Source organism: Cobetia sp. 5-11-6-3 (assembly GCF_013374055.1).
Lineage (GTDB): Bacteria > Pseudomonadota > Gammaproteobacteria > Pseudomonadales > Halomonadaceae > Cobetia > Cobetia marina.
Genome location: NZ_BLWJ01000003.1, coordinates 24,506 through 46,233 on the forward strand (window position 1 = coordinate 24,506; position 21,728 = coordinate 46,233).

Genomic DNA, 21,728 nt, shown 5'->3' on the forward strand with positions numbered 1-21,728 from the left:
CTGAGGGTCAGGCGCTTGAGGATCACAAGCGTGGAGGGGAAACGCTGATGACCCGAGGACATCATTCGGGCTACCGCAGGGCAATGCGGCACATCGATGACGTTAACGTAAGCGTTATCAAAAACCTCGTAAAGCATTCCTTACAATAGACAGTATTGCCGGCACGCAAAACTGCCCAAATGGCACTGATCGAGGCCATCAGCCGCACAGGTGTCAGGATTATGTGACAAGAGACGGGACATCGCACCGTTATCTGCCGTGCAAAAGCGGGCCGTGGCACTGGTCAAGGCTGTCCGACAAGGCCTAGCGTAGTCATCGACATGCAGGGACTGACATGTCCGCCATGATGACAACACGGCAGCCTGCCCACGCAGCGCCGCCATACCGTTCGGGAGGTTGCATGAACGCACCGCAGGGTCGTGACTGGCCACAGGCATCCCAGGTATCTGCGCCCGGCTCGCAGGCTCAGGCCAAGGGCACCCGCTACGTGGCGCATGAACCGGATAGCCAGGGCAGGATCCATTACAGCGATCAGGAGCACGCCACCTGGCAGACGCTGATGACGCGCCAGCTGGCGCTGGTCGAGGGACGCGTCTGCCGCGAGTACCTGCAAGGGCTTGAACATCTTGACCTGCCCCGGGATCGCATCCCCCAGCTGGATGAGATCGACCGGGTGCTCGAGGCGGCCACCGGCTGGCGAACCGCACGAGTACCAGCCTTGATCCCCTTCACCCGCTTCTTCGAACTGCTCGCCGAGCGGCGCTTCCCGGTTGCCACCTTCATTCGCCGTCCCGAAGAACTCGATTACCTGCAGGAACCGGACATCTTCCACGAGATCTTCGGTCACTGCCCGATGCTTACCCACCCCGCCTTCGCAGAATTCACCGCCACCTACGGTCGACTCGGTCTCGCTGCCAGCAAGGAAGAGCGCGTCTACCTGGCCCGCCTCTACTGGATGACGGTGGAATTCGGCATGCTGCGCGAGGTTCAACCCGATGGCAGTCGTGCGCTGCGCCTCTACGGCGGCGGCATCATTTCCTCGCCACGCGAGACCTGCTATGCACTGGGCGAGCTCGAAGACAGTCTCGAGCGCCCCGAGCACCTGCCCTTCGATGCCATCGAGGCACTGCGCACCCCGTATCGCATCGACATCCTGCAGCCGCTCTACTATGTCCTGGAGTCACTGGACGATCTGCATGAACTCGCCAGTCGCGACATCATGGCGCTGGTGCACGAGGCCATGGCGCTCGGTCTCAAGACGCCGCGCTTCGCACCACGCTGATCGCACCGGCGCCTTGCGCTTCTTTTCACCCGCCCCACCCTCTTTCCTCAAGCCGGAGATAGTGACATGACCGAACTCGCCAGACAGTCCTGTGAAGCCTGCAGTTTCGATGCCCCCAAGGTCAGCGACAGCGACATCGAGACGCTCAAGACCGCCATTCCCGAGTGGCAGTTGCTCAATCGCGATGGCATCATGCAATTGGAGCGATGCTTTAAGTTCCGCAACTTCAAGCAGGCACTGGCATTCACCAATCGCGTAGGCGAGATTGCCGAGGACGTCGGGCATCACCCGGCACTTCTCACCGAGTGGGGCAAGGTCACCGTGACCTGGTGGTCCCACGAGATGAAGGGTCTGCACAAGAACGATTTCATCATGGCCGCCAGAACCGACGAGGTAGCGAAATAAGATGTTCGAGCAGATTGCGCGTGTACCCGGGGATGCCATCCTCGGCCTGATCGAAGCCTTCAACAAGGACACCAACCCGCAGAAGGTCGACCTCGGCGTGGGCGTCTATCGCGATGCCAACGGCAATACGCCGGTCATGCGTGCGGTCAAGCAGGCCGAGGACCGCCTGGTCGAGAGCGAAGTCACCAAGACCTACATCGGCTCCCACGGTGACCCGCGCTTCGGCAAGGTCGTGCTGCCGATGGTGCTGGGCGCCGAGTCGCCGGTGCTGGCTGCCAACCGTGCCAGCGCCACCCAGGCGCCCGGCGGTACCGGTGCCCTGCGTCTGGCGGCAGACTTCATCGCCAGCAACCTCAAGGGCCGTGATATCTGGCTGTCCACTCCGACCTGGCCGAATCACCTGGGCATCTTCGATGCCGCAGGCGTGACGCGTCACAGCTACCCGTATGTCGACGAGAACAATCGCCTCGACTTCGACGGCATGCTGGCGACCCTCAAGACGATTCCGGAAGGCGATGTGGTGCTGCTGCACGCCTGCTGCCACAACCCGACCGGGTTCGACCTGAGCCGCGAGCAGTGGGACCAGGTGCTGGAAGTCGTCCAGTCACGCAAGCTGCTGCCGCTGATCGACTTCGCCTATCAGGGCTTCGGTGATGGCCTGGAAGAAGATGCCTACGGCGTGCGCCTGCTGGCCGAGAATATCGATGAGGCCATCATCACCAGCTCCTGCTCCAAGAACTTCGGCATCTACTGCGAACGTACCGGCTGCCTGATCCTGATCGCCAAGGACGAGGAGAGCATGCTGGACGTGCGCTCCCAGGCCGCGATCACCGCGCGTGAGAACTACTCCAATCCGCCGGCACATGGCGGTGCGGTAGTCATCGACATTCTCGAGGACGAGACGCTGCGCGCGGAGTGGAAGAGCGAGCTGACCGAGATGCGCGAGCGCATCAATGGCCTGCGTCGTGAGTTCGTCGAGGCGCTCAAGCCGTATGGCCTGGATGAGCAGTTCGCCTTCATCGCCGAACAGCGCGGCATGTTCTCCTACACCGGCCTGACACCGGAGCAGGTCGATCGCCTGCGTGACGAGTTCGGCATCTACATGGTGCGCTCCGGACGCGCCAACGTGGCCGGCTTCTCCAGCGAGAATCTGCCCTACGTCGCCAAGGCCATCGCGACCGTCGTCAAGGGCTGAGCCTGACCGAACGCTTCGTGAAAGATGAAAAACCCGCCGATTGGCGGGTTTTTCATTGCTGGGGCGAGACATTGTCAGGCGCCCTCAGTCGGCAGCCTTCGCTGTCACCGCGAACGTCATTCCTCGCGCTCAACAGGCAGCGTTGCAAGACTCGCTGCCACGGCCTCTTCCAGCAGGCTGACCAGCAAGGCCTGCACCTCATGCAGCGATTCATCGTCCTGCGCTGCCTGCCACTGCCACTTGAGCGCCAGATAGCGCTCGCTGCGCATCGAGAGCGGCATGCCGATCAGGTCGCCTCCGGCATCTTCGAGTACCTGATGCGCCGACAGGGCATCGATGATGGTGGCAGCACTGCCTGAGCGCGCCAGACGCCCGGCGCTGGCAGGCGTGGCCACCTCCACCAGACTCGCCGGCGTCACGCGCTCTCGCTTGAGAAGTCCACGGACCAGCCGCCCCTGACTGCTGGTTTCCGGCAGCTCCACGAACGGCCGCTCATTGAGGCGTTCCACCGTCAGCGGCTTGTCGAGCAGTGGCCAGCGCGAAGGCCACAGCAATATCAGTGGCAGCTTGAGCGCAGTAGTCTGGCCTGCAGCGTCGCGCTGCTCGTCGGCAGCCTCGACGGGAGGCTGTGCCGCCGTTGTCGTGTCGTCCAGAGAGGACAGCAGATCATCCTGGCGAGTGATACCGACCTCCGACAATGCGGCATCGTCTCCCAGCTCCGGCATGCCTGAGGAGACACCCTGCGCCGCAGGGATGCCGGCGCCCTCCTCGGTGCCCTCCACCAGCACGGTCTCCTCACGGGCCCGGGCGCGCAGACTCTGCTTGAGTTCGCGTGCGCGTGCGGCCGCTGTCCTGGCACGCTTGCCGCCCTGAGGCTCCTCCGGCGCTTCCAGCGTGACGGCCATGTGTATCCGCCCCTCGGCCAGCGCCGCGGCATGCGTCGAGGCTTCCATCACCTCAAGGCTCGGCAGCCAATCACTCAACGACTCGCTGGCCGCGATGCGCTCAAGCCATCCGGTGCTGAAGGCTTCCAGAGACGGCGTCACTGCCAGTACCAGGCGCGGGCGCTTGCCACTGCCCGGCCCGAAGGCCAGTCGCCTGAGTTCGGACTGCGCGGTGAACATCCGGGCCAGTGACGGGGTCAGGCGTTCGGCTTCCGGCGTGGGCACCAGGCGGCCACCTTCACGCAGGAACAACGAATAGCCCAGCGTCTGCTCAAGCTGTGCCAAGCCCCGCGAGACCACCGGCACGCTGATGCCCAGCTGCGCCGCGCCACCCTTCATCGATCCGCACTCGATCACCGCCCACAGCATTTCCAGCTGACGCAGCCGTATGCCGGGTTCACGTGTGCCTGTGTCTGACTGCGCCATGGTGTTGCTCCTTGAAGGGGTTCGTCCGCGATGCTCCGAGAGCCAGCAGTGGGCGCCGGCTCATTTAGCCTTACGCTAATCATGCTGGCGCCAAATGTCACGCTTCACCAGCCTTCAAGACGTCATGCCCCTGAAACGACACTCCCCCCGCTGATGAATCAGCGAGGGGAGTGAGGGACAAGGCATCGATGCGCCAGTCATTCGTTCAGACCGGCCACTCGTTCAGGCCGGTCATTCCTTCAGACCGGCAATGGACGAGCCATCACGAGAGTGCCAGAACGCCTTCTGCTTCAAACAGCACGCCCTTGGGCAGCTCCTTGACGCCGACGGCAGCACGCGCCGGATACGGCTGGCTGAAGTACTGCTCCATCAAGGTGTTGACCACGCCGAAATTGCTGAGATCGGTCAGGAACAGGTTGACCTTGACCAGCTGATCCAGGCTACCGCCTGCCGCTTCACACACCGCCTTGAGATTGCGGAACACCTGATCGGCCTGAGCCTCGAATCCGCCCTCCACCACGTCCATGGTGGCCGGGTCCAGCGGGATCTGGCCGGACAGGAACACCAGGTTGCCGGTACGCACCGCCTGGGAATAGGGACCGATAGCGGCAGGTGCGGCGTCAGTGGAGATGATCTGCTTGGTCATGCGGGCTTCCTTGTATCGAGTGATGAAAGAGAGGTCATGAAGCGTATGGGGAGACGCGTCACCTGACAGCGTGCTCAGCGACTCCCTGATGACACGAGACGAGAAACGGGAGCGATCCGGGCCCGCCGACACCGGCAGGCCCTGACGACGGCACATGGCATTCAGGCAGCGTAACGACCGAGGTTCAGCCCGTTCGGGTCGATGCCGGGCGTACGCCCGCCGACCAGGTCCGCCAGCAGGCTGGCGCTGCCACAGCTCATCGTCCAGCCGAGCGTGCCGTGTCCGGTGTTCAGCCACAGGTTGTCATACTTGGTGCCACCGATGATCGGCGTGGAATCCGGGGTCATCGGACGCAGGCCGGCCCAGAATTCCGCCTTGGCGTAGTCGCCCGCTTCCGGGAAGACATCACGCACCACCATGTTGATGGTCGCACGGCGCTTCTCGAGCAGGGACAGGTCGAAGGACGCAAGCTCCGCCGTACCGCCCACGCGGATGCGATCATCGAAGCGCGTCAGCGCGACCTTGAAGGTCTCGTCCATCACCGTGGACTGCGGCGCGGCATCGGCATTGATGATCGGCACGGTCAGGCTGTAGCCCTTGACCGGGTAGATCGGCAGATCCAGATCCAGATCACGTGCCAGGAAGGGCGAGTAGCTGCCCAGGCACATCACATAACTGTCGGCGCTCATCTCGCCGCGGTCGGTGATCACCTTCTCGATCCGGCTACCAGTACGCTGGATGCGCTGGATCGTGGTATTGAAGACGAACGTGACGCCCAGGGTGTCACGGCAGTAATCCGCCAGCCGGTTGGTGAACAGATGGCAATCACCGGTCTGATCGTCCGGCAGGTGCAACCCGGCGATGAACTTGCCCGGCACGCGCGCCAGGGCCGGCTCGACGGCGGCGCAGGCCTCGGCATCCAGCAGCTGGTGACGCACGCCACATCCGGCCAGTACCTTCATGTCCTTCTGTACGGCCTCGACCTGGGCCTCGTTGCGGAACAGCTGCAGCAGGCCCTTCTGACGGTCCTCGTAGCGCAGCCCTGTCTCTTCGCGCAGCGAATTGATGCACAGACGACTGTATTCCGCGACGCGAACCATGCGCTCCTTGTTCACGGCATAACGGTCCGCATTGCAGTTGGCGAACATCTTGACCATGAACTTGGCCATCTGGGGGTCCATGCGCGGCTGGATCTTGAGAGGCGCGTGCTCCTGGAACATCCACTTGACGGCTTTCTGCGGAATGCCCGGTGCCGCCCAGGGAGAGGAAAAACCGAAGGACACCTGGCCGGCATTGCCGTAGCTGGTTTCCATCGCCGGGCTGGCCTGACGATCCACGACCGTGACTTCATGGCCCTGACGCGCCAGATAGTAGGCACTGGTCACGCCGACGACACCGCTTCCGAGCACAAGAATCTTCATGTTGTTCTACTCCGTGACTGCAACCGCGCTCGGCGGTGGAAGAAAGGGGGTTCCGTGCGCCGCGCACGAAACGTATCGCTTGATCCAGCCCCGAGCAGCAGCGCCGCCTTCAGTGGCTTGACCTCAATTACCCCAGTATAAGAGCGAAATCCGTCACGAATATTCTGTTATTTGCCTCCAATACAGATGATTGATAGCTAATTTTGCCAACCTGCCAGCAATTACGCACAAAAAAGCGGCCATTTTTAGAATGGCCGCTTTTGCACTACGTCAAGGACTCGTCCTGGCAGTCTCACCCTCTCGAACACACCCTCATCGGCATCACGCGGTGGCGCTCTCGACAGGCCCTCGGGAGAGCTTGCCCAGCCCGCCGATCGCCTGACGATAGAGACGCCAGGCCACGATACCGGCCAGCAGATTGCCGATGGCCGCCCCGATCGCGACGCCGCGCAGACCATCGAGCTCAGCGCCCAGCCAGACGGCTGGCAGGAAGCACACGAAGAGACGCAGGAAGGACAGCAGCGTGGCCCGTAGCGGCCAACCCAGCGCATTGGCGGCCGAAACCACCAGCATGCAGATTCCCAGGAAGGCATAGCTTGGCAGCATCCAGGGGATCAGCAGGACCAGCGCCGCGCCGACCTCCTCATTGCCGACCAGCAAGCGGGACAAGGGGACGGCGAGGAGCGCTATCACCACGCCCAGCACCAGCTGCCAGATGATCACGATCCTGGCGACCAGATTCATCAGTCGGCGCACTTCCTGCCAGCGACCTGCGCCGTAGCACCGTCCCAACCAGGGGGGCAATGACATGGTGAGTGCCAGCACCACGATCAAGGAAAAGGTCTCGAGCCGGCAGGCGATCCCCCAGGCGGCCACCTGGGTCTGACCCAGCGTCGCCACGATGGCCGTGACCAGCATGGCGGACACGGCCGGCATCATCTGAGAAAGGATGGCCGGTGCCGCGATCCCCGTCAGCTGACGCCAGGAGTCCCGCCATTCCTGAACCAACCCCTGCACCGCGATCCACTCTTCCTGCAACAGCTTGAAGGTCGTCACCATCAGGCCGATCACGAAGGCGATCAGCGTCGCCCAGGCAGCCCCCGCCAATCCGAACCCCGGCACGGGGCCGAGACCGAAGATCAGCAGAGGGTCCAGTGCCAGATTGAGCAGACTGGTCACCAGCATCATCACGCCGGGCAGCCGCGTGTTGCCGTGGGCACGAAACAGGCTGTAGAGCACATAGGCCATGGCGCCCACCCAGCTGGCCACCAGCCAGGGGCCCCAGTACTGCTCGATCAGCGAGAGCTCCTGGTCATTGGCGCCCAGCAGATGGAAGGCCGGCGCACGTATCAGCCATAGTCCTACCATCAACAGTGCCAGCAATCCGCCGGAGACCAGCACCACCACACTGCCGAGCCGCCGGGCACGAGCATCCTCCCCTGCCCCCAGCGTGCGTGACACGATGGCGGCAATGGCGATGCCCATGCCGACCTGGACCCCGATGATCAGGAAGGTCAGCGGGAAGGTGAAGGACTGAGCCGCCAGTGGCGCCGTTCCCAGGCGCGACACGAAGGCGGCATCCACCAGATTGAAGCCCAGCAATCCCATGATGCCGATGGTCATCGGCAGTGTGGAACGCCAGAGACGGGACATCAGCTCGCCGGTACTCGGACAGGATGAAGGCGAGGATGTCGAAGAAGTACGAGTTGAAGACATGCAATCACTCCCAGGATGCCAGGCATCGCTGGTCTGAAGAAGAGAACGAGGGCGCTTGAGCTACGCGACGACAGCGCTTGAACGTTGATTCTAGGGATTCCTCCGTCAGGCAGATACCGCCAGCCAGACATGTCTTTGATGCAGTAACGGCAACACGAAGGCGAGAAAATCCGTTGATGCGTAGTATTAGCGGAAACATTGGGCGTGCTAAGCTTCGCCTGTTGACGATGCTGACCCGCTGGGCGACCGGTCTGTCCCTACCGATTGTCCTGCCATCTGCGGGCGGCGTCCCTGTCTGCTGAAGCGCGCCGCAACCCTGAAGAGCAGGACGGCTGCGTGAGCCTTTTCCTGTTGCATCACGAGAGGTCATACCGTGGATAAAGCATCCCGCTTGTTGCTGTTTCTGGATGTCGTGGAAGCACAGAGCTTCTCCAAGGCAGCCGATCATCGTCAGGTCAACCGCTCGGTGGTTTCCAAGCAGATCAGTCGTCTGGAAGAAGAGTTGCAGATTCGTCTCTTCAACCGCTCGACCCGCTCGCTGGCCCTGACCGATGCCGGCCGCGAGATCCATCAGCATGCCTTGCGGCTGCGCGAAGTGCTGGAAGACACCGATGATGTCGCGGGCGCCTACCAGGACGGGCCACGAGGGGTGCTCAAGATCACCAGCCCCAGCCACTTCGGTCGCACCTACGTGGCTCAGGCGGTGCGCCTCTACATGGAGCGCTATCCGGATACCCAGGTGGAAGTCCGTCTGGAAGACCACCTGACCGACCTGATCGGTGGCGGCTATGATCTCGCCATCCGCATGTCGGAACTGGAAGACTCCAACTTGATCGCGCGCCCCCTGGCCGCGCATCGCCATCTGATCTGCGCATCGCCTGCCTTCATCGAACGCCACGGCATGCCGAAGACCCCCGCGGACCTCTCGGGGCTGCCGGCGGCCGTCTATTCACGGGATGGCTTCATTCTCGACCGCCTGCGGGTGTGCAGTGAAAGTGGCGTCGAGGAAAAGGTGGCGCTGGATTCTCGCCTCAAGGTCAATGATGCCGACGTGCTGATCGGAGCCATCAAGTCCGGTGCCTGCTATGGCATGATCTCCGCCATCAACATCAAGGATGAGGTACTGAATGGCGAGCTGGTCCCGTTGCTTACCGACGTGCCGATGAAGCCGCTGCCATCCATCCATCTGGTCTACCCGCATCGCCAGTATCTCCCCCAGAAGACGCGTCGCTTCAGTGATTGCCTGCAGGAAGTCGTCGGGACTCCGCCGGTGTGGGAGCAGCGCATTCCGGGCTTCGAGAACATGTACGGCTACGGCAAGACCTGCAGCTGAGCGCGTCACTTGCCTGTCTGGCGCCCGCTTCTGCTGCATGAAGCACCGAAGGTAAAACGAAAACGCCCGTCATGTGACTGCATGACGGGCGTTTTCGTTTCCTGTGCCAGACAGGGCTTGCACCCGTCAGCTCAGGCGGCCCCGGGACAGGGGCGAATGCAGGGCTTGTTGCCAAGCCACTGCTTGAGCTCCGGCAGGCGCTTGGGCCGCGCGTAACGGAAGCCCTGCACCAGATGGCAACCCATCTCCACCAGCAGGCGTTCCTGCTCCACCGTCTCGACGCCCTCGGCCAGCACTTCCATGCCGAGGCTATCGGCCAACGAGATGGCATGCGAGACGATGGCGCGGTCACGCGCATCATGATCCAGGCTGCGGACGAACTGCTGGTCCACCTTGAGGCGACAGGCGCGTAGATCCCGGACATAGAGCAGCGAGGCAAAGCCGGTCCCGAAGTCATCGATGGCAAGCCTGACACCTCGGTCGATCAGACCGGTCAAGCGCTCGACGACGCGATCCAGATCCGGCACCCGTGAGGACTCGGTGATTTCCAGCTCCAGCCGCTCGGGGGCGAAGTCGTGCAAGGCGAGCGCCTGTGAGACTCGCTCGGGAAAGCCGGGGTCACGAAATTCCTGGGCCGAGACGTTGATCGCCACCGACAGCGGCTTGCCGTCCGGGGTCACCAGATCCCGCGTCGCCTTGAGAGCAGCATCCATGACACGAGCCCCGACGGTACCGATCAAGCCGTACTGCTCCGCCAGCGGAATGAAGCGCCCAGGCCCGATGGTCCCGAGCTCCGGATGGTCCCAGCGCACCAGCACCTCCACGCCGACCGCCTGACCACTGACCAGATCGAACTGGGGCTGGAAGGCAAGATCGAGTTCTTCGAGATGCTCGCGCAGGTCACTGGTCAGTCGGTAATCGTTGAGGTGACGCATGTGGGCACCGGGCGAGAAGACATGCCAGGCCCCGCAGACATCGATATCGTCCTGCTCGCCATGCAGCATGGCCAGTTCAGCCAGGTGCAGCAGCCGATGCGCGCGACGCGCGTGCTGAGGCGCCAGGCTGATGCCCACCCGCGCGGTGACGGGCAAGGACTTGCCATCCAGGCGCATCAGCGTGACCAGCTGCTCGCACAGCTCGCTGGCCCGCGCGATCAGGGCGACTTCATCGCCGGTGAAGAACAGCGCGAAGGCATTGCCCAGCGGACGACAGACCAGTGCATCGCGGTATTGCAACGACATCGCTTCCGCCACGCGCTCCAGCAGCGGGTCGATACGCTCCGCGCCATGCGCCGAGTTGATGATCTCCAGATGGGTCAGCGAGAGATAGATGATGCCGCCATCGACCGCCTCACCGGACAGCAGCTCGTCCACCTGGGCATTGAAGCGATCACGCGACAGCAGGTTGATCGGCTGCAGTCGACGCAGCGCGATCAGCACCTTGTCGTCCAGTCCGGCAGCGCGCGCTTCGGCCAGACCCGAGAACGGCGCCTTGAGGCGCACGCGGCGCTCACTGACCGGTTCAAGCCGCGGACGCGCCTCACCGAACAGCTCCTTCCAGCCACAGGTATAGGCGACGAGTCGTTCTTCATCGAACACCGCCATTCGCCAGGGAAGATTGGCCTGCTGCACCAGCAGCCAGTGGCCCAGCTCCCCGTCGATCCCCATCATCCACATCCCCGGCTGGCCGCTGAGCCCACAGGGCTCCGGCAGATGCGACAGGGTTCTCGGCAGTTCAGGCTGGTGCTCTGCCTGACGGGCACGGGGTGAGCTCCAGGCGAGCTGGCCGAAGCGGTCGAAGATCCACAGCGGCTCTTCGATGGAGGACAACAACTTGATCAGAATATCGAGAGGCACGCTCACCCCACTGCAGTCACAATGAATAAGGGTCTTGCTATCCCGCCCGCTGACGGTGCAACCGTTACCGCCATCGAGCTCACCTCCGGTCCTTCACATGCCATGTCTCACTTCAACGGCATGTCCTGCACTTTCACCATTACTGCAATCTTTCGCTAATACACTGAGTCTATGTCACGGCATGGGGCAGGTACCAAGGCTATTTTCTCGCCCCATCAACGCTTGCGATGCCTCGACGCTTTTCCTGAGCCAATGCGGCATGCGACTCCCGGCCATCCAGGATGTCCTGATGGCCTCAAAGTGTCCTGGTGGGCATCAAAGTGTCCTGGTGGCCTCAAAGCGTCCTGGTGGGCATCAAAGTGTCCTGGTGGCCTCAAAGCGTCCTGGTGGCATCAACACCGCGGGAAGAGTAGGATAGGCGCCCGTTTCGCCCGGACCGGATCCCGGGCGCCGAATCCATCGGTCAAAGAAATTCTCCGTCATGACTCTCAACGTCCCGAATTCCGCTGTATCCGCTCCTGCCTCCTCTGCAGAGCGCCCCCGCGCCGTCGTCATCTACTCCGGTGGCATGGACTCCTACACCGTCCTGCACCAGGCGCTGAAGGAAGGCTTCGAGGTACACGCCCTCTCCTTCCATTACGGCCAGCGCCACTCGCGTGAGCTCGACGTCGCACGCCAGGTCTGCGAGTCACTGGGCGTCGCCCACGAAGTCGTCGACATTCGCGCCATCCATGGACTGATCGACAACTCCGCGCTGACCAACAGTGACCAGGCGATGCCCAAGGCCGACTACGACGAGGACTCCATGACCTCGACCGTGGTGCCCAATCGCAACATGATCCTGCTGTCCCTGGCGATCGCCAAGGCCGTCAATATCGAGGCTGGCGTGTGCTTCTATGGTGCCCACGGCGGAGATCACGTGCTCTACCCGGATTGCCGTCCGGAATTCGTCGAGAAGATGAATGCCGTCGCCGCGATCGCCAACTTCTCGCCGGTGGAGATTCGCGCGCCCTTCCTGCACGCCAGCAAGGACGAGATTCTGGCCGCCGGCATCGCCATGCAGCTCGATTACGCCCAGACCTGGACCTGCTATGAAGGCCGTGAACTGGCCTGTGGGGAATGCGGCAGCTGCCGTGAGCGCCTCGCTGCCTTTGCCGCCCATGGGCTGAGCGATCCGCTCGGGTATGACTCAACCGATTCGGCCAAGGGCGCAGGCACTCTCTGATGTATACGGTAAAGGAAGCGTTCTACACCCTGCAGGGCGAAGGTGCTCGCGCAGGGCGCGCCAGCGTGTTCTGCCGCTTTGCGGGCTGCAATCTGTGGAGTGGTCGTGAGCAGGACCGCGACACCTCGGTCTGTCGCTTCTGCGACACCGATTTCGTCGGCACCAATGGCCAGAATGGCGGTAAGTTCCGCACGGCAAGCGAGCTGGCGGACTTCCTGGCCAGCCTGTGGCCGGAACACACCGGCATCGCCACGCCCTATGTGGTCTTCACCGGCGGTGAGCCACTGTTGCAGCTCGACCGCGAACTGGTGGACGCGATGCACGCCCGCGGCTTCGAGATCGCGGTGGAGACCAACGGCACCGTCGCGCCGCCCGCCGGCATCGACTGGCTATGCGTCAGCCCCAAGGGTGCCAGCGAGCTGGTCCTCACCGGCGGCGATGAGCTCAAGCTCGTCTACCCGCAGCCGGAGGCGCTGCCGGAGCGCTTCGTCAGTCTGGACTTCGCGCACTTCTATCTGCAGCCACTGGATACCGCCGCCCTGGATGCCCTGCCCGCGCCAGCCGTCGCTCGCGAGCATTATCGCGAGGTACTGGCGACGGATACGCCGATGAACCAGTGCGTCAGTTACTGCATGGCCAATCCCCAGTGGCAGCTATCGCTGCAGACTCACAAGATCAGTGGTATCGATTGATGACGGCAATGACTTCCAAGACCCTGTTCGTCAGGGCCCTCACCGCGGTGGATGCCTCGGTGTGGAGCAATACCCGCGGCCTGCATGGCATCAGTCAGCATCTGGACCTGGAGCTGGACGGCGCCGTCGGCCATGACGGCATGCTGTTCGACTTCGGCGACGTCAAGCCGTGGGCCAAGCGCATGATCGACCAGGACGCCGATCACACCTTGATCGTGCCCAGTCAGGCCGAAGGCGTGAGCGTCACGGACTGCCCGGAAGGACTGTGTCTGCGCTTCACCCAGCCCTATGCCATGGAAGTGCGCGGTCCGCGTCAGGCCTTCTGCCTGCTGCCGGTGGCCGAGGTCACCACCGTGGTGCTGGCCAACCACTTCGAGAAGCTGCTGACGCGCCGCCTACCGCCGCGCGTCGAGGCGCTGCGCGTACGTCTGCGCGATGAGTGCATCGAGGGTGCCGCCTACACCTACAGTCATGGCCTGCGTCATCACAGCGGCAACTGTCAGCGTATCGCACATGGTCACCGCTCTCCGCTGGTCATCGAACGCAATGGCGTGCGTGACACGGCACTGGAAGCCGAGTGGGCCGAGAAGCTCAATGACCGCTACCTGGCCGAAGAAGGCGATCTGATCGACCGTCCCGGCCGTGAGCTGGTGTTCAGCTATGAGGCACCGCAGGGCAGATTCCGCATTCGCCTGCCGCGCAAGCAAGTCTGGTTGCTGCCGACACCGACCACCATCGAGTGGATCGCCGACTGGCTGGCGCGCCAGATCGCTCTCGACAGCGGCGACAGCATTCGCGTCGAAGCCTATGAAGGGATCAACAAGGGCGCCATCGCGCGGCACACGCCAGAGACCGCCCGCCAGCCGCTGGTGCTGCCTGAGCATGAGGAAATGCCCGCCACATCATGACGCAGACCGCCCACCACCTCGCGGCCACTCCCGCATCCGGCTGCCGCGCCGGCTGCGGGGGGTGCTGCATCGCGCCTTCCATCTCGAGCCCGATTCCCGGCATGCCCAATGGCAAGCCGGCAGGCGTGCGCTGCGTGCAGTTGGATGACGAGAATCTGTGCAAGCTGTTCGGTACGCCACAACGACCGGCCGTGTGTGGCAACTTCGACTTCGATATCGAGCTGTGTGGCAATTCAAGCGAAGAGGCCCTGCGCCTGATCGGCGAGTGGGAGCGCCTGACGTGAGAGACGCCCCCTGAGGGATAGATCTCAGCTCACTCGCCGAAGAAATTGAAGGGCCTGGCGGTACCCTCGCTGCGACAGGCCAGCAAGGCGGCATTCAGCTGACGGGAATCCGCCAGCGGCAACGCAGTCGCCATCCCCTCCTGCCCCTGCTGCTCCAGCGGCGCGATCAACTCGAGTCGTGAGTCCTCGCGCCAGCTGGAAGGCGCAAGCTCGGCACGTCCCTTGGCACGGTTATAGCTGCGCCAGCCTTCCGTCGTGTGAAAGATGCCCTTCACCCGCCAGTCGCGCGGCAGTCCATCCAGCCACCGGGTCAGCTGATCAAGATCGAACACCTCGCCCGCCACGATTCGCCATCCCAGACTGGCATGCTCAAGCCCTTCGGCCTGCTCGATCACCGGTGCGCCGGGCAATGGCATCACGCCTGAAGCTGACAACTTTTCACTGGTGGAAGTCTCCTGCGCCAGACGCGCCCTATCCCGCGCAGCGCGATGGGCAGCCGGCATGCTGATCTCGGGCTGGTTCTCACGATCTTCGCTGACGTGATGATCTTCGCTGGCGCGCAAGCCGCCCTGGCGGTGGGATTCACGCCCTGCTGGCAGCAGCCAATCGATCAGCGCGACCTCCTGGCCATCCATGCGTGCCTGGGCCGGCTGGCTTTCGCCGTCGGCTCTGCCCAGCTCACCCACCCAGCGCTTGCGCGGCCACATCCCTTCCAGAAACTCATGCGCGGCCGCCAGCTGCTCATCAGTCGCCAGATCCCGCTTGCTGAGCACCACGCCCCCCGCCAGCGTCAGCTGGTCCTGGAAAGTGCCATGCTCACGCGTACGGGTATCGTCCAGTGCACGCGGGTCCAGCAGGGTGATGACTTCCTCGAGCTCAAGCGCGGAGGCCAGCCCTTCACTGCGCAGCACATCGATCAACCCTGCGGGATGTCCCAGCCCCGAGGGCTCGATGATCAGACGATCAGGACGGGTCTGATGGATCAGGCTGACCAGCCCCGCCTGCAGCACGAAGGCCAGCTGACAGCACAGGCACCCACCGGGCAGCCCCTTGACGCTGACATCCTCGCGTCCGGCAAACAGCGCCTGATCGATCCCCACCTGCCCGAATTCATTGACCAGGATCGCCCAATGCTCATCCGCCGGCTTGGCCGCGACCAGTGCCTGGATGAAGCTGCTCTTGCCGGTTCCCAGAAAGCCGGTGATCAGATGCACCGGTATCCGCGTGTGACGTGCTAAATCCGTCGAGGCGTCGCCGGTATCGGCGCCGCGTGAAGCCAGAGACATGCTGAATTCTCCGCAGGATGAAGGGCGTGCAAAAGGTTATAGAGTAACAAAATAAGCCCGGCGACGACGTCTCGTGAAGCGAATCCTGCCTTGCGACATGACGCAATCCGGCAATCGGCAAGCCGCCGCCAAGGGGACATACGCAAAACCCCTCGCCACCAGAGGTGACGAGGGGTTTCAGGCTTGCCTTGCGCCCTGACTGACGTGCGTGATCAGGCAGCGCGGGTCAGGATACGACGCGCCACGTCCGGCGTGATGTCACCGTGCTCGCCGATGGCAGTGAAGCCATGACGTGCCAGGTTGTCGACCAGCTGGTCGATGCTGTCGGCACCGATGCCGGCTTCGCTCAACGATACCGGCGCGCCCATGCGGGTGAAGAATTCACGCGTCTTGTCGATGGCAGCGCGGGCGACGCTTTCGTCATCACCGTCCAGCCCCCAGACACGACGACCATACTGCGCCAGCTTGGCACGCTTGGCCTCGAACATTTCTTCCCACAGTGCCGGCATCACGATGGTCAGGGTGCGGCCATGATCGACACCGTGCAGTGCGGTGATCTCGTGACCGATCATGTGTGTGGCCCAGTCCTGCGGCACACCACGCCCGATCAGCCCGTTGAGGCCCAGGTTGGCGGCCCACATGATGTTGGCGCGCACGGCCAGGTCATCCGGCTGGCTCAGTACCTTGGGGCCTTCCTCGATCAAGGTCAGCAACAGACCCTCGGAGAAGCGATCCTGGACCGGCGCGTTGACCGGGTAGGTCAAATACTGCTCGCTGACGTGCACGAAGGCATCGACGACACCGTTGACGCTCTGGCGCTCCGGCAGGGTCAGGGTGGTGGCCGGGTCCAGCACCGCGAAGCGCGGGTAGGCCAGTTCGCTGAACATCGGCAGCTTGTCGTGGGTCTCGTAATTGGTGACCACGGCATTGCCGTTGGACTCGGAGCCAGTGGCCGGCAGGGTCAGCACCACTCCCAGCGGCAATGCCGTCTCGGGATGCTTGCCTTCGGCGAGAATCTCCCACGGATCACCGGCGTGACAGGCGGCCAGCGCGAGGAACTTGCTGCCATCGGCGACGCTGCCTCCCCCGACTGCCAGCAGATAATCGACCTTCTCGCGCTTGATGACCTCCAGCGCTTCCAGCAGGGTGTGATAGCTCGGATTCGGCTCGATGCCGCCGAAGCTCCACCACTGATGGCCCTCCAGTGCCGCTTCCACCTGATCCATCACGCCGTTCTTCTTGATGGAGCCCCCCCCATAGGTGACCAGCACGCGGGCATCGGCGGGAATCTCGTCACGCACCTTGGCGATCTGGCCGGCACCGAAGTGCACGCGGGTCGGGTTCTGATAGGTAAAGTCCTGCATGATGCTCTCCTCGCAGAGTCAGGGGCGGCACGGCGGCAATGCAGAACGCCGCCATGATCAGGCGCCACCTGACACAGGGTGTCGCGTGAGGGCCTGGTGACGCGAAAACGAAATGAAGACGTCACCACCCCACGAATGTTGCGCACATTCTAGAGCAGCATCTACGACGAAAGTAGAGCACAGTGCGCACGTCTTTGGTTCGTGTGAATCACCAATCGCGTCGCGACGTGACAGCTTCTCACAAACGCGAAAGGCTCGCCGTGGCGAGCCTTTCGTGAATGCCTGAGCACCGCGCGTACGCGAGGCGTCAGGTGTTCGGGGCTTCAGTGCTGCCGTCTCAGGTTACAGACGTACCAGCATCTTGCCCTTGTTGGCGCCTGTGAACAGCTTGAGGAAGGCGTCCGGCGTCTGTTCCAGTCCCTCTTCCACCGTCTCTTCGTAGTCGATATCGCCCTTGGCGACCTGCGGCCCTACCTCTTCGAGGAAGCGGCTGTAGTTGTCCCAGTGGTCAAAGACGATGAAGCCCTGCATGCGCGCCCGGCGAATCAGGATCATCGAGATATTGGAGGGGCCCGCCGCCACCTCGGTATCGTTGTAGCTGGAGATCATGCCGCAGACGGCGATGCGTGCACCGACGTTCAGGTTGTTGAGCGCCGCCACCAGGCAGTCACCACCGACGTTCTCGTAGTAGACATCGAAACCGTCCGGGCAGGCCTCCTTGAGCGCTTTCGTCAGCTGCTCTGCGTCCTTGCCCTTGTAGCTGACCGCCTTGACGCCGCGCGCCTTCAGCCAATCCAGTTTCTCCTGGCTGCCGGCGATGCCGACGACAGTCCCGCCCTTGGCTTTGGCCAGCTGCACGGCGAGCGAGCCGACCGCACCGGAGGCCGCGCTGACCAGCACGTTGTCGCCCTCTTTCATCTCGGCGATGATGTTCAGACCGGTCCAGGCTGTCATGCCCGGCATGCCCAGCACGCCCAGGTAGGCCTGCTCCGGCACGTCGATGCTCGGCAGCGGCTCGACCTGGTCGCCAGACAGCTGCGCGATATCACGCCAGCCGCCCATGTGACGCACCTTGTCCCCGGTCTTGAAGCGAGAGTCGCGTGACTCGATCACCTCACCGACTGCCGCACCCTGCAGCGGCTCATTGAGCTCGAAGGGGTCAATATAGGTCTTGGCGCCACTCATGCGGCCACGCATGTAGGGATCGACGGACAACCAGCGATTGCGAATGCGCACTTCTCCTTCGCCAAGCTCGCTCAGCGCCTCTTCACGCAAGGTGAACAGGTCGCGTTCCGGAGTGCCTTTCGGATAGTCGGTGATCGTGTAATAGCGTGTCTGCATGAAATGCTCCTTGCGAATGATCTGGTCAAACGTCACGTGATCAGAATCGTCATCAGGCAGGTGGCCCGAGGCCTTGACCGTGTGACGACAGGTCGCCGCAATCGTTCCCCGGCGACGAAGTCCCACCAGATTACTCGCGCTCCCGATATCACACCAATGACAGAAACTGAATTCCGGTATGCATGAGACTGATATCATGCGTGGTTGAAAATACGCACCTTCATCCCCGTCCGGGGCCTCTTCACCACCGGAAACTTCCCGCCATGCATCTGGCTGAACTCGCTCGCCATGACCTCAACACGCTGGTCGCGCTGCATGCGCTGCTGGAAACGCGCAGCGTGTCTCGGGCCGCGGAGCGCCTCAACCTGAGTCAACCTGCCGTTTCACGTACCCTGGCTCGGCTGCGCGAGGCCTTTGACGATCCCCTGTTCGTACGTGCGCAACGCGGCCTGCGCCCCACGGCACGTGCCGAGGCGCTCAGACAGCCTCTCGCGCGCCTGCTCCAGGAGCTGGGCGCACTGCTGGCACCCCCCGAATTCTCGCCAGCCGACAGCCAACGCCGCTTCCAGCTGGCCACCACCGACTATGGCATGCACGCCTTCGTGGCACCGCAGATAGCGCCGCTGCATGACCAGGCACCCGGCATCCGTCTGGACATCCAGGCCTATGGTGGCAATGTCGAACAACAGCTGGAGGAAGGGGGGCCGGAGCTTGCGATGTGCGTGCCCACCGCCAAGGTGCCGGCCGGCGTGCATGGGCGCGAGATCGGGGATGACCAGTTCGTCTGCGTGATGCGCAAGGACCACCCGCTGGCAGCGAAGGAGACATTGAGTCTGGAGGACTTCGTCGCCGCCAGCCATCAATTGATCAGCATGGGCGGTGATGAGCGTGGTGCGGTGGATCTCAAGCTGGCGGAGCTGGGCTTGAGTCGGCAGGTCGTCATGCGCCAGCCCCACTTCCTGGCCGCCTTCAGTGTCACCTGCCATAGCGATCTGCTGCTATGCGTTCCGGGCTGCCTGGCCATCAGCATGCTGGATCAGCTACCACTGGTGCTGCGCCCGCTGCCCATCGCCATCAACCGCTTCTCCTACTGGCTGGTGTGGCACGAACGCCTGCATCATGACGCCGGGCATCGCTGGCTGCGTCAATCTCTCTCGACAGGCATTCAAGCCCGCCACCGCGAACTCTCCCATCGGCTGCGTCAACGCCTCACGCCGTGACACTGTCGTGACAGCGGGGATGTGCGCAGGATTGACTCGACACTGCACCAGAAATTGCCCCGACACTGAACCAAAAAAAGACCGCCACCCCATGGGGTGGCGGTCTCTGGTGGCAGAGGTCAGGACGTGATTCTCAAGGGAGGCGATGCCTCGAGTGAGACGTGACGATACTCACGTCCGTTGCTCCGTGCTCACTTGCGCTCGATATCGGCACTCTCGCGCAAGGATTCCTGCAGCCCCTCGACGGCTGACTGGGCCTGCAGGCGCATCGCCAGACGCGACAGGAACTGATCCATGTCACCCGGCTCGGCCTCTCCTACATCGGTCAACGCGATCAGGGCGATGCCGCCCTTGAGGGCTGCCTTGCCATACACCGGCTGGACTGCCTCGGGATGCGGCAGCGCGAAGGCCTGCTTGACCAGATTCTCAGGCAGCTGGGAATCTCCCTGACGGCTGACGTCGTCTGCGTCGCGCCAGTCGATCCCTTCCAGCGACTTGCCTTCACGCAGCGCCTCGATGCGCGTCTGTGCCAATGCCTCAAGCGCCTTGGCGGTCTTGTCCGCCTTGGCTTCACGCTGCACCTGCTGCTTGACCTCGTCGAGGGCCAGCGTGGTGGCCGGACGCTGCTCGAGCACGCGCAGCACCAGACGGCGACTGTCGTCGAGTTCGATCACATCGCTGTTGTAGCCTTCCTTGAGCACTTCGTCATCGAAGGCAGCCGCCATCACGCCCGGCTCGGACAGCAGTTCGTCGTCATTCTCCTGTGCCACCCAGTCGGTCTTCTCCAGCGGAAGATCCAGATCCTCGGCAACGCTGGCCAGATCATCCGCCGAGAAGCTTTCATCCTTGAGCTGCTGCGCCTTCTCATTGAAGGTGTCACGCGAGGCTGACTTGCGCGCCTGGGTGAGCAGTTCATCACGCATTTCGTCGAACGGCGCGATATCGAGCCCGGTCACCTTGATCAGGTGCAGGCTGTCGCCGGTATCGACGATGTCCGAGACCTGCCCTTCATCCAGCGCGAAGGCGGCGTCATCGAAGTCTTCGCCGAAGATACCGCGGGTGATCACTCCCAGCTCACCGCCATCCTCGGCCGTGGAGCTGTCTTCGGAGACCTCGGCCGCCACCTTGGCGAAGTCTTCGCCGTTGGCGAGTGCGTCACGTGCGCCTTCGAGCTTGGCACGCGCAGCCGCCACATCATCGCCCTTCTCGACCATGATATGCGCGATCTCGCGCGGTGCATCGGCACGCTTGGCGGCATATTCGGCCTTGAGCGTGTCTTCACTGATCTCGCCGCCGTCGGCCAGCTCATTCTGATCCAGCAGCACATAGGCCAACTTGACCTGGGCCGGACGCCGATAGTTGTCCTGATGGCTGTCATACCAGGCGGTCAGCTCATCCTCGCTCAAGGTGACCGGCGACTCGAGGTCGGCCTGACTCAGGGTGGCGTAACGGAAACTGCGCGTCTGACGCTGAAGCTGGCTGAGCGTCTCTTCTTCGCCCGGCAGCACGAAGGCACTGGCAGCGAAGCCATCGGTCAGCTGCTGACGCAGGGTGTCGCTGCGCAACTGCTCGCGGAAGGACGTCGGCGAGTAGCCGGCGCTGGCCAGACGATTGCGGAAGACGTCGGCGTCAAAGCGGCCTTGGTCATCCTGGAATTCCGGGAAGCTGACGATCAGTTGATCGAGCTGTTGCTCGGAGAGGTGCAATCCACCCTCTTCAGCGTACTGGTCCAGCAGACGGGAATCGATCATCTGGGTGATGATCTGATTGCGTGCCTCACGCTCCTGTTCGGGAGCGACCTGTCCGGAACGGATGGCACGTTGCACTTCGGTCTCAACTGACTGACGGCTGATCTTGTCGCCATTGACGCTGGCGATCTCATCACTGCTGCCAGTGAAGGCACCAATGATCGACTCAACGCCGAAGAAGGCAAAGGTGACGACGATAAAGCCAACGATCGTCTTGGCCACCCAGCCATGCGACCGGTCTCGAATTCGTTGCAGCATGCGGGCCTCGAGCTACAGGGAAGGAAATGGCCTCTAGGGCCGCGAATCAGTGACTGTTGATTATACGCATGACGCCGACAGATGCAGGTGCCTTTGGTAGCGTCAGAAGCAGGGTCACCGCAGATTGCCCATGATATCAGTCACAAAAAAAGCGCATCGCCAGGCGATGCGCTTCGAT

18 protein-coding genes are annotated in these 21,728 nt (G+C 63.0%); 9 read left to right on the forward strand and 9 right to left on the reverse strand.

Annotation, left to right across the window (positions count from 1 at the left end; genetic code table 11):
* The first annotated feature begins 400 nt into the window (after positions 1–400).
* The 3 genes from phhA (at position 401) to HXS66_RS05980 (ending at position 2,882) form a co-directional block, all read left to right on the forward strand.
* On the forward strand, positions 401–1,282 hold the full coding sequence (gene phhA, locus HXS66_RS05970) for a phenylalanine 4-monooxygenase (RefSeq protein WP_176503094.1): 882 nt from the start codon (positions 401–403) through the stop codon (positions 1,280–1,282).
* Between the two features lie 66 nt (positions 1,283–1,348).
* Positions 1,349–1,687, forward strand: a complete 339-nt coding sequence (locus HXS66_RS05975; RefSeq protein WP_077374704.1) for a 4a-hydroxytetrahydrobiopterin dehydratase — start codon at positions 1,349–1,351, stop codon at positions 1,685–1,687.
* A gap of 1 nt (position 1,688) precedes the next feature.
* Positions 1,689–2,882 carry an amino acid aminotransferase gene (locus tag HXS66_RS05980; RefSeq protein ID WP_176503095.1) on the forward strand — a complete coding sequence of 398 codons (1,194 nt, stop codon included), beginning with the start codon at positions 1,689–1,691 and terminating at the stop codon, positions 2,880–2,882.
* A gap of 116 nt (positions 2,883–2,998) precedes the next feature.
* On the opposite strand, the gene HXS66_RS05985 is transcribed toward HXS66_RS05980, so the two are convergent.
* The 4 genes from HXS66_RS05985 to HXS66_RS06000 all read right to left on the reverse strand — a co-directional run bounded on the left by HXS66_RS05985 (position 2,999) and on the right by HXS66_RS06000 (position 7,972).
* Positions 2,999–4,252 carry a LysR family transcriptional regulator gene (locus tag HXS66_RS05985; protein WP_176493418.1) on the reverse strand — a complete coding sequence of 418 codons (1,254 nt, stop codon included), beginning with the start codon at positions 4,250–4,252 and terminating at the stop codon, positions 2,999–3,001.
* Between the two features lie 262 nt (positions 4,253–4,514).
* Positions 4,515–4,898: a RidA family protein gene (locus HXS66_RS05990; RefSeq protein ID WP_077374712.1), complete on the reverse strand. Its 384-nt coding sequence runs from the start codon at positions 4,896–4,898 to the stop codon at positions 4,515–4,517.
* A gap of 161 nt (positions 4,899–5,059) precedes the next feature.
* On the reverse strand, positions 5,060–6,319 hold the full coding sequence (locus HXS66_RS05995; RefSeq protein ID WP_141392336.1) for a D-amino acid dehydrogenase: 1,260 nt from the start codon (positions 6,317–6,319) through the stop codon (positions 5,060–5,062).
* A 321-nt stretch (positions 6,320–6,640) separates the two neighbouring features.
* Positions 6,641–7,972, reverse strand: a complete 1,332-nt coding sequence (locus HXS66_RS06000) for an MATE family efflux transporter (protein WP_136938701.1) — start codon at positions 7,970–7,972, stop codon at positions 6,641–6,643.
* A gap of 436 nt (positions 7,973–8,408) precedes the next feature.
* Between HXS66_RS06000 and HXS66_RS06005 the strand changes: the two genes are divergently transcribed.
* On the forward strand, positions 8,409–9,368 hold the full coding sequence (locus HXS66_RS06005) for a LysR family transcriptional regulator (protein ID WP_077374722.1): 960 nt from the start codon (positions 8,409–8,411) through the stop codon (positions 9,366–9,368).
* A 131-nt stretch (positions 9,369–9,499) separates the two neighbouring features.
* Here the strand turns inward: HXS66_RS06005 and HXS66_RS06010 are convergent, their stop codons facing one another.
* A complete protein-coding gene (locus tag HXS66_RS06010; RefSeq protein WP_139345447.1) occupies positions 9,500–11,224 on the reverse strand; it encodes a bifunctional diguanylate cyclase/phosphodiesterase in 1,725 nt (574 codons plus the stop codon).
* A gap of 481 nt (positions 11,225–11,705) precedes the next feature.
* On the opposite strand from HXS66_RS06010, the gene queC reads away from it, so the two are divergent.
* Genes queC through HXS66_RS06030 form a run of 4 tightly spaced genes read left to right on the forward strand, consistent with a single transcriptional unit; the run spans position 11,706 to position 14,333 of the window.
* Positions 11,706–12,449 (forward strand): 7-cyano-7-deazaguanine synthase QueC, encoded by a 744-nt coding sequence (gene queC, locus HXS66_RS06015; protein ID WP_084208111.1) that lies wholly within the window; start codon positions 11,706–11,708, stop codon positions 12,447–12,449.
* Positions 12,449–13,141 (forward strand): 7-carboxy-7-deazaguanine synthase, encoded by a 693-nt coding sequence (gene queE, locus HXS66_RS06020; RefSeq protein WP_176503096.1) that lies wholly within the window; start codon positions 12,449–12,451, stop codon positions 13,139–13,141. The genes queC and queE overlap by 1 nt, the downstream gene beginning before the upstream one ends.
* A gap of 8 nt (positions 13,142–13,149) precedes the next feature.
* The gene (locus tag HXS66_RS06025) at positions 13,150–14,049 is read left to right on the forward strand and encodes a 6-carboxytetrahydropterin synthase (RefSeq protein WP_176503097.1); all 900 of its coding nucleotides are present in this window, start codon (positions 13,150–13,152) and stop codon (positions 14,047–14,049) included.
* The gene (locus HXS66_RS06030; RefSeq protein WP_077374738.1) at positions 14,046–14,333 is read left to right on the forward strand and encodes a YkgJ family cysteine cluster protein; all 288 of its coding nucleotides are present in this window, start codon (positions 14,046–14,048) and stop codon (positions 14,331–14,333) included. Before HXS66_RS06025 ends, HXS66_RS06030 begins: the two co-directional genes overlap by 4 nt.
* Positions 14,334–14,362: 29 nt before the next feature.
* Here the strand turns inward: HXS66_RS06030 and HXS66_RS06035 are convergent, their stop codons facing one another.
* The 3 genes from HXS66_RS06035 to HXS66_RS06045 form a co-directional block, all read right to left on the reverse strand.
* A complete protein-coding gene (locus HXS66_RS06035) occupies positions 14,363–15,619 on the reverse strand; it encodes a GTP-binding protein (RefSeq protein WP_176503098.1) in 1,257 nt (418 codons plus the stop codon).
* Between the two features lie 212 nt (positions 15,620–15,831).
* Entirely contained in the window at positions 15,832–16,983 is a 1,152-nt protein-coding gene (locus HXS66_RS06040; RefSeq protein WP_084208106.1) for an iron-containing alcohol dehydrogenase, read from the reverse strand.
* A 342-nt stretch (positions 16,984–17,325) separates the two neighbouring features.
* Entirely contained in the window at positions 17,326–18,324 is a 999-nt protein-coding gene (locus HXS66_RS06045) for an NADP-dependent oxidoreductase (RefSeq protein WP_176503099.1), read from the reverse strand.
* A 263-nt stretch (positions 18,325–18,587) separates the two neighbouring features.
* On the opposite strand from HXS66_RS06045, the gene HXS66_RS06050 reads away from it, so the two are divergent.
* On the forward strand, positions 18,588–19,544 hold the full coding sequence (locus tag HXS66_RS06050; protein WP_167592974.1) for a LysR family transcriptional regulator: 957 nt from the start codon (positions 18,588–18,590) through the stop codon (positions 19,542–19,544).
* Between the two features lie 191 nt (positions 19,545–19,735).
* Here the strand turns inward: HXS66_RS06050 and HXS66_RS06055 are convergent, their stop codons facing one another.
* Positions 19,736–21,550, reverse strand: coding sequence for a SurA N-terminal domain-containing protein (locus HXS66_RS06055; protein WP_176503100.1), 1,815 nt, complete (start codon positions 21,548–21,550; stop codon positions 19,736–19,738).
* Between the last annotated feature and the right edge of the window lie 178 nt (positions 21,551–21,728).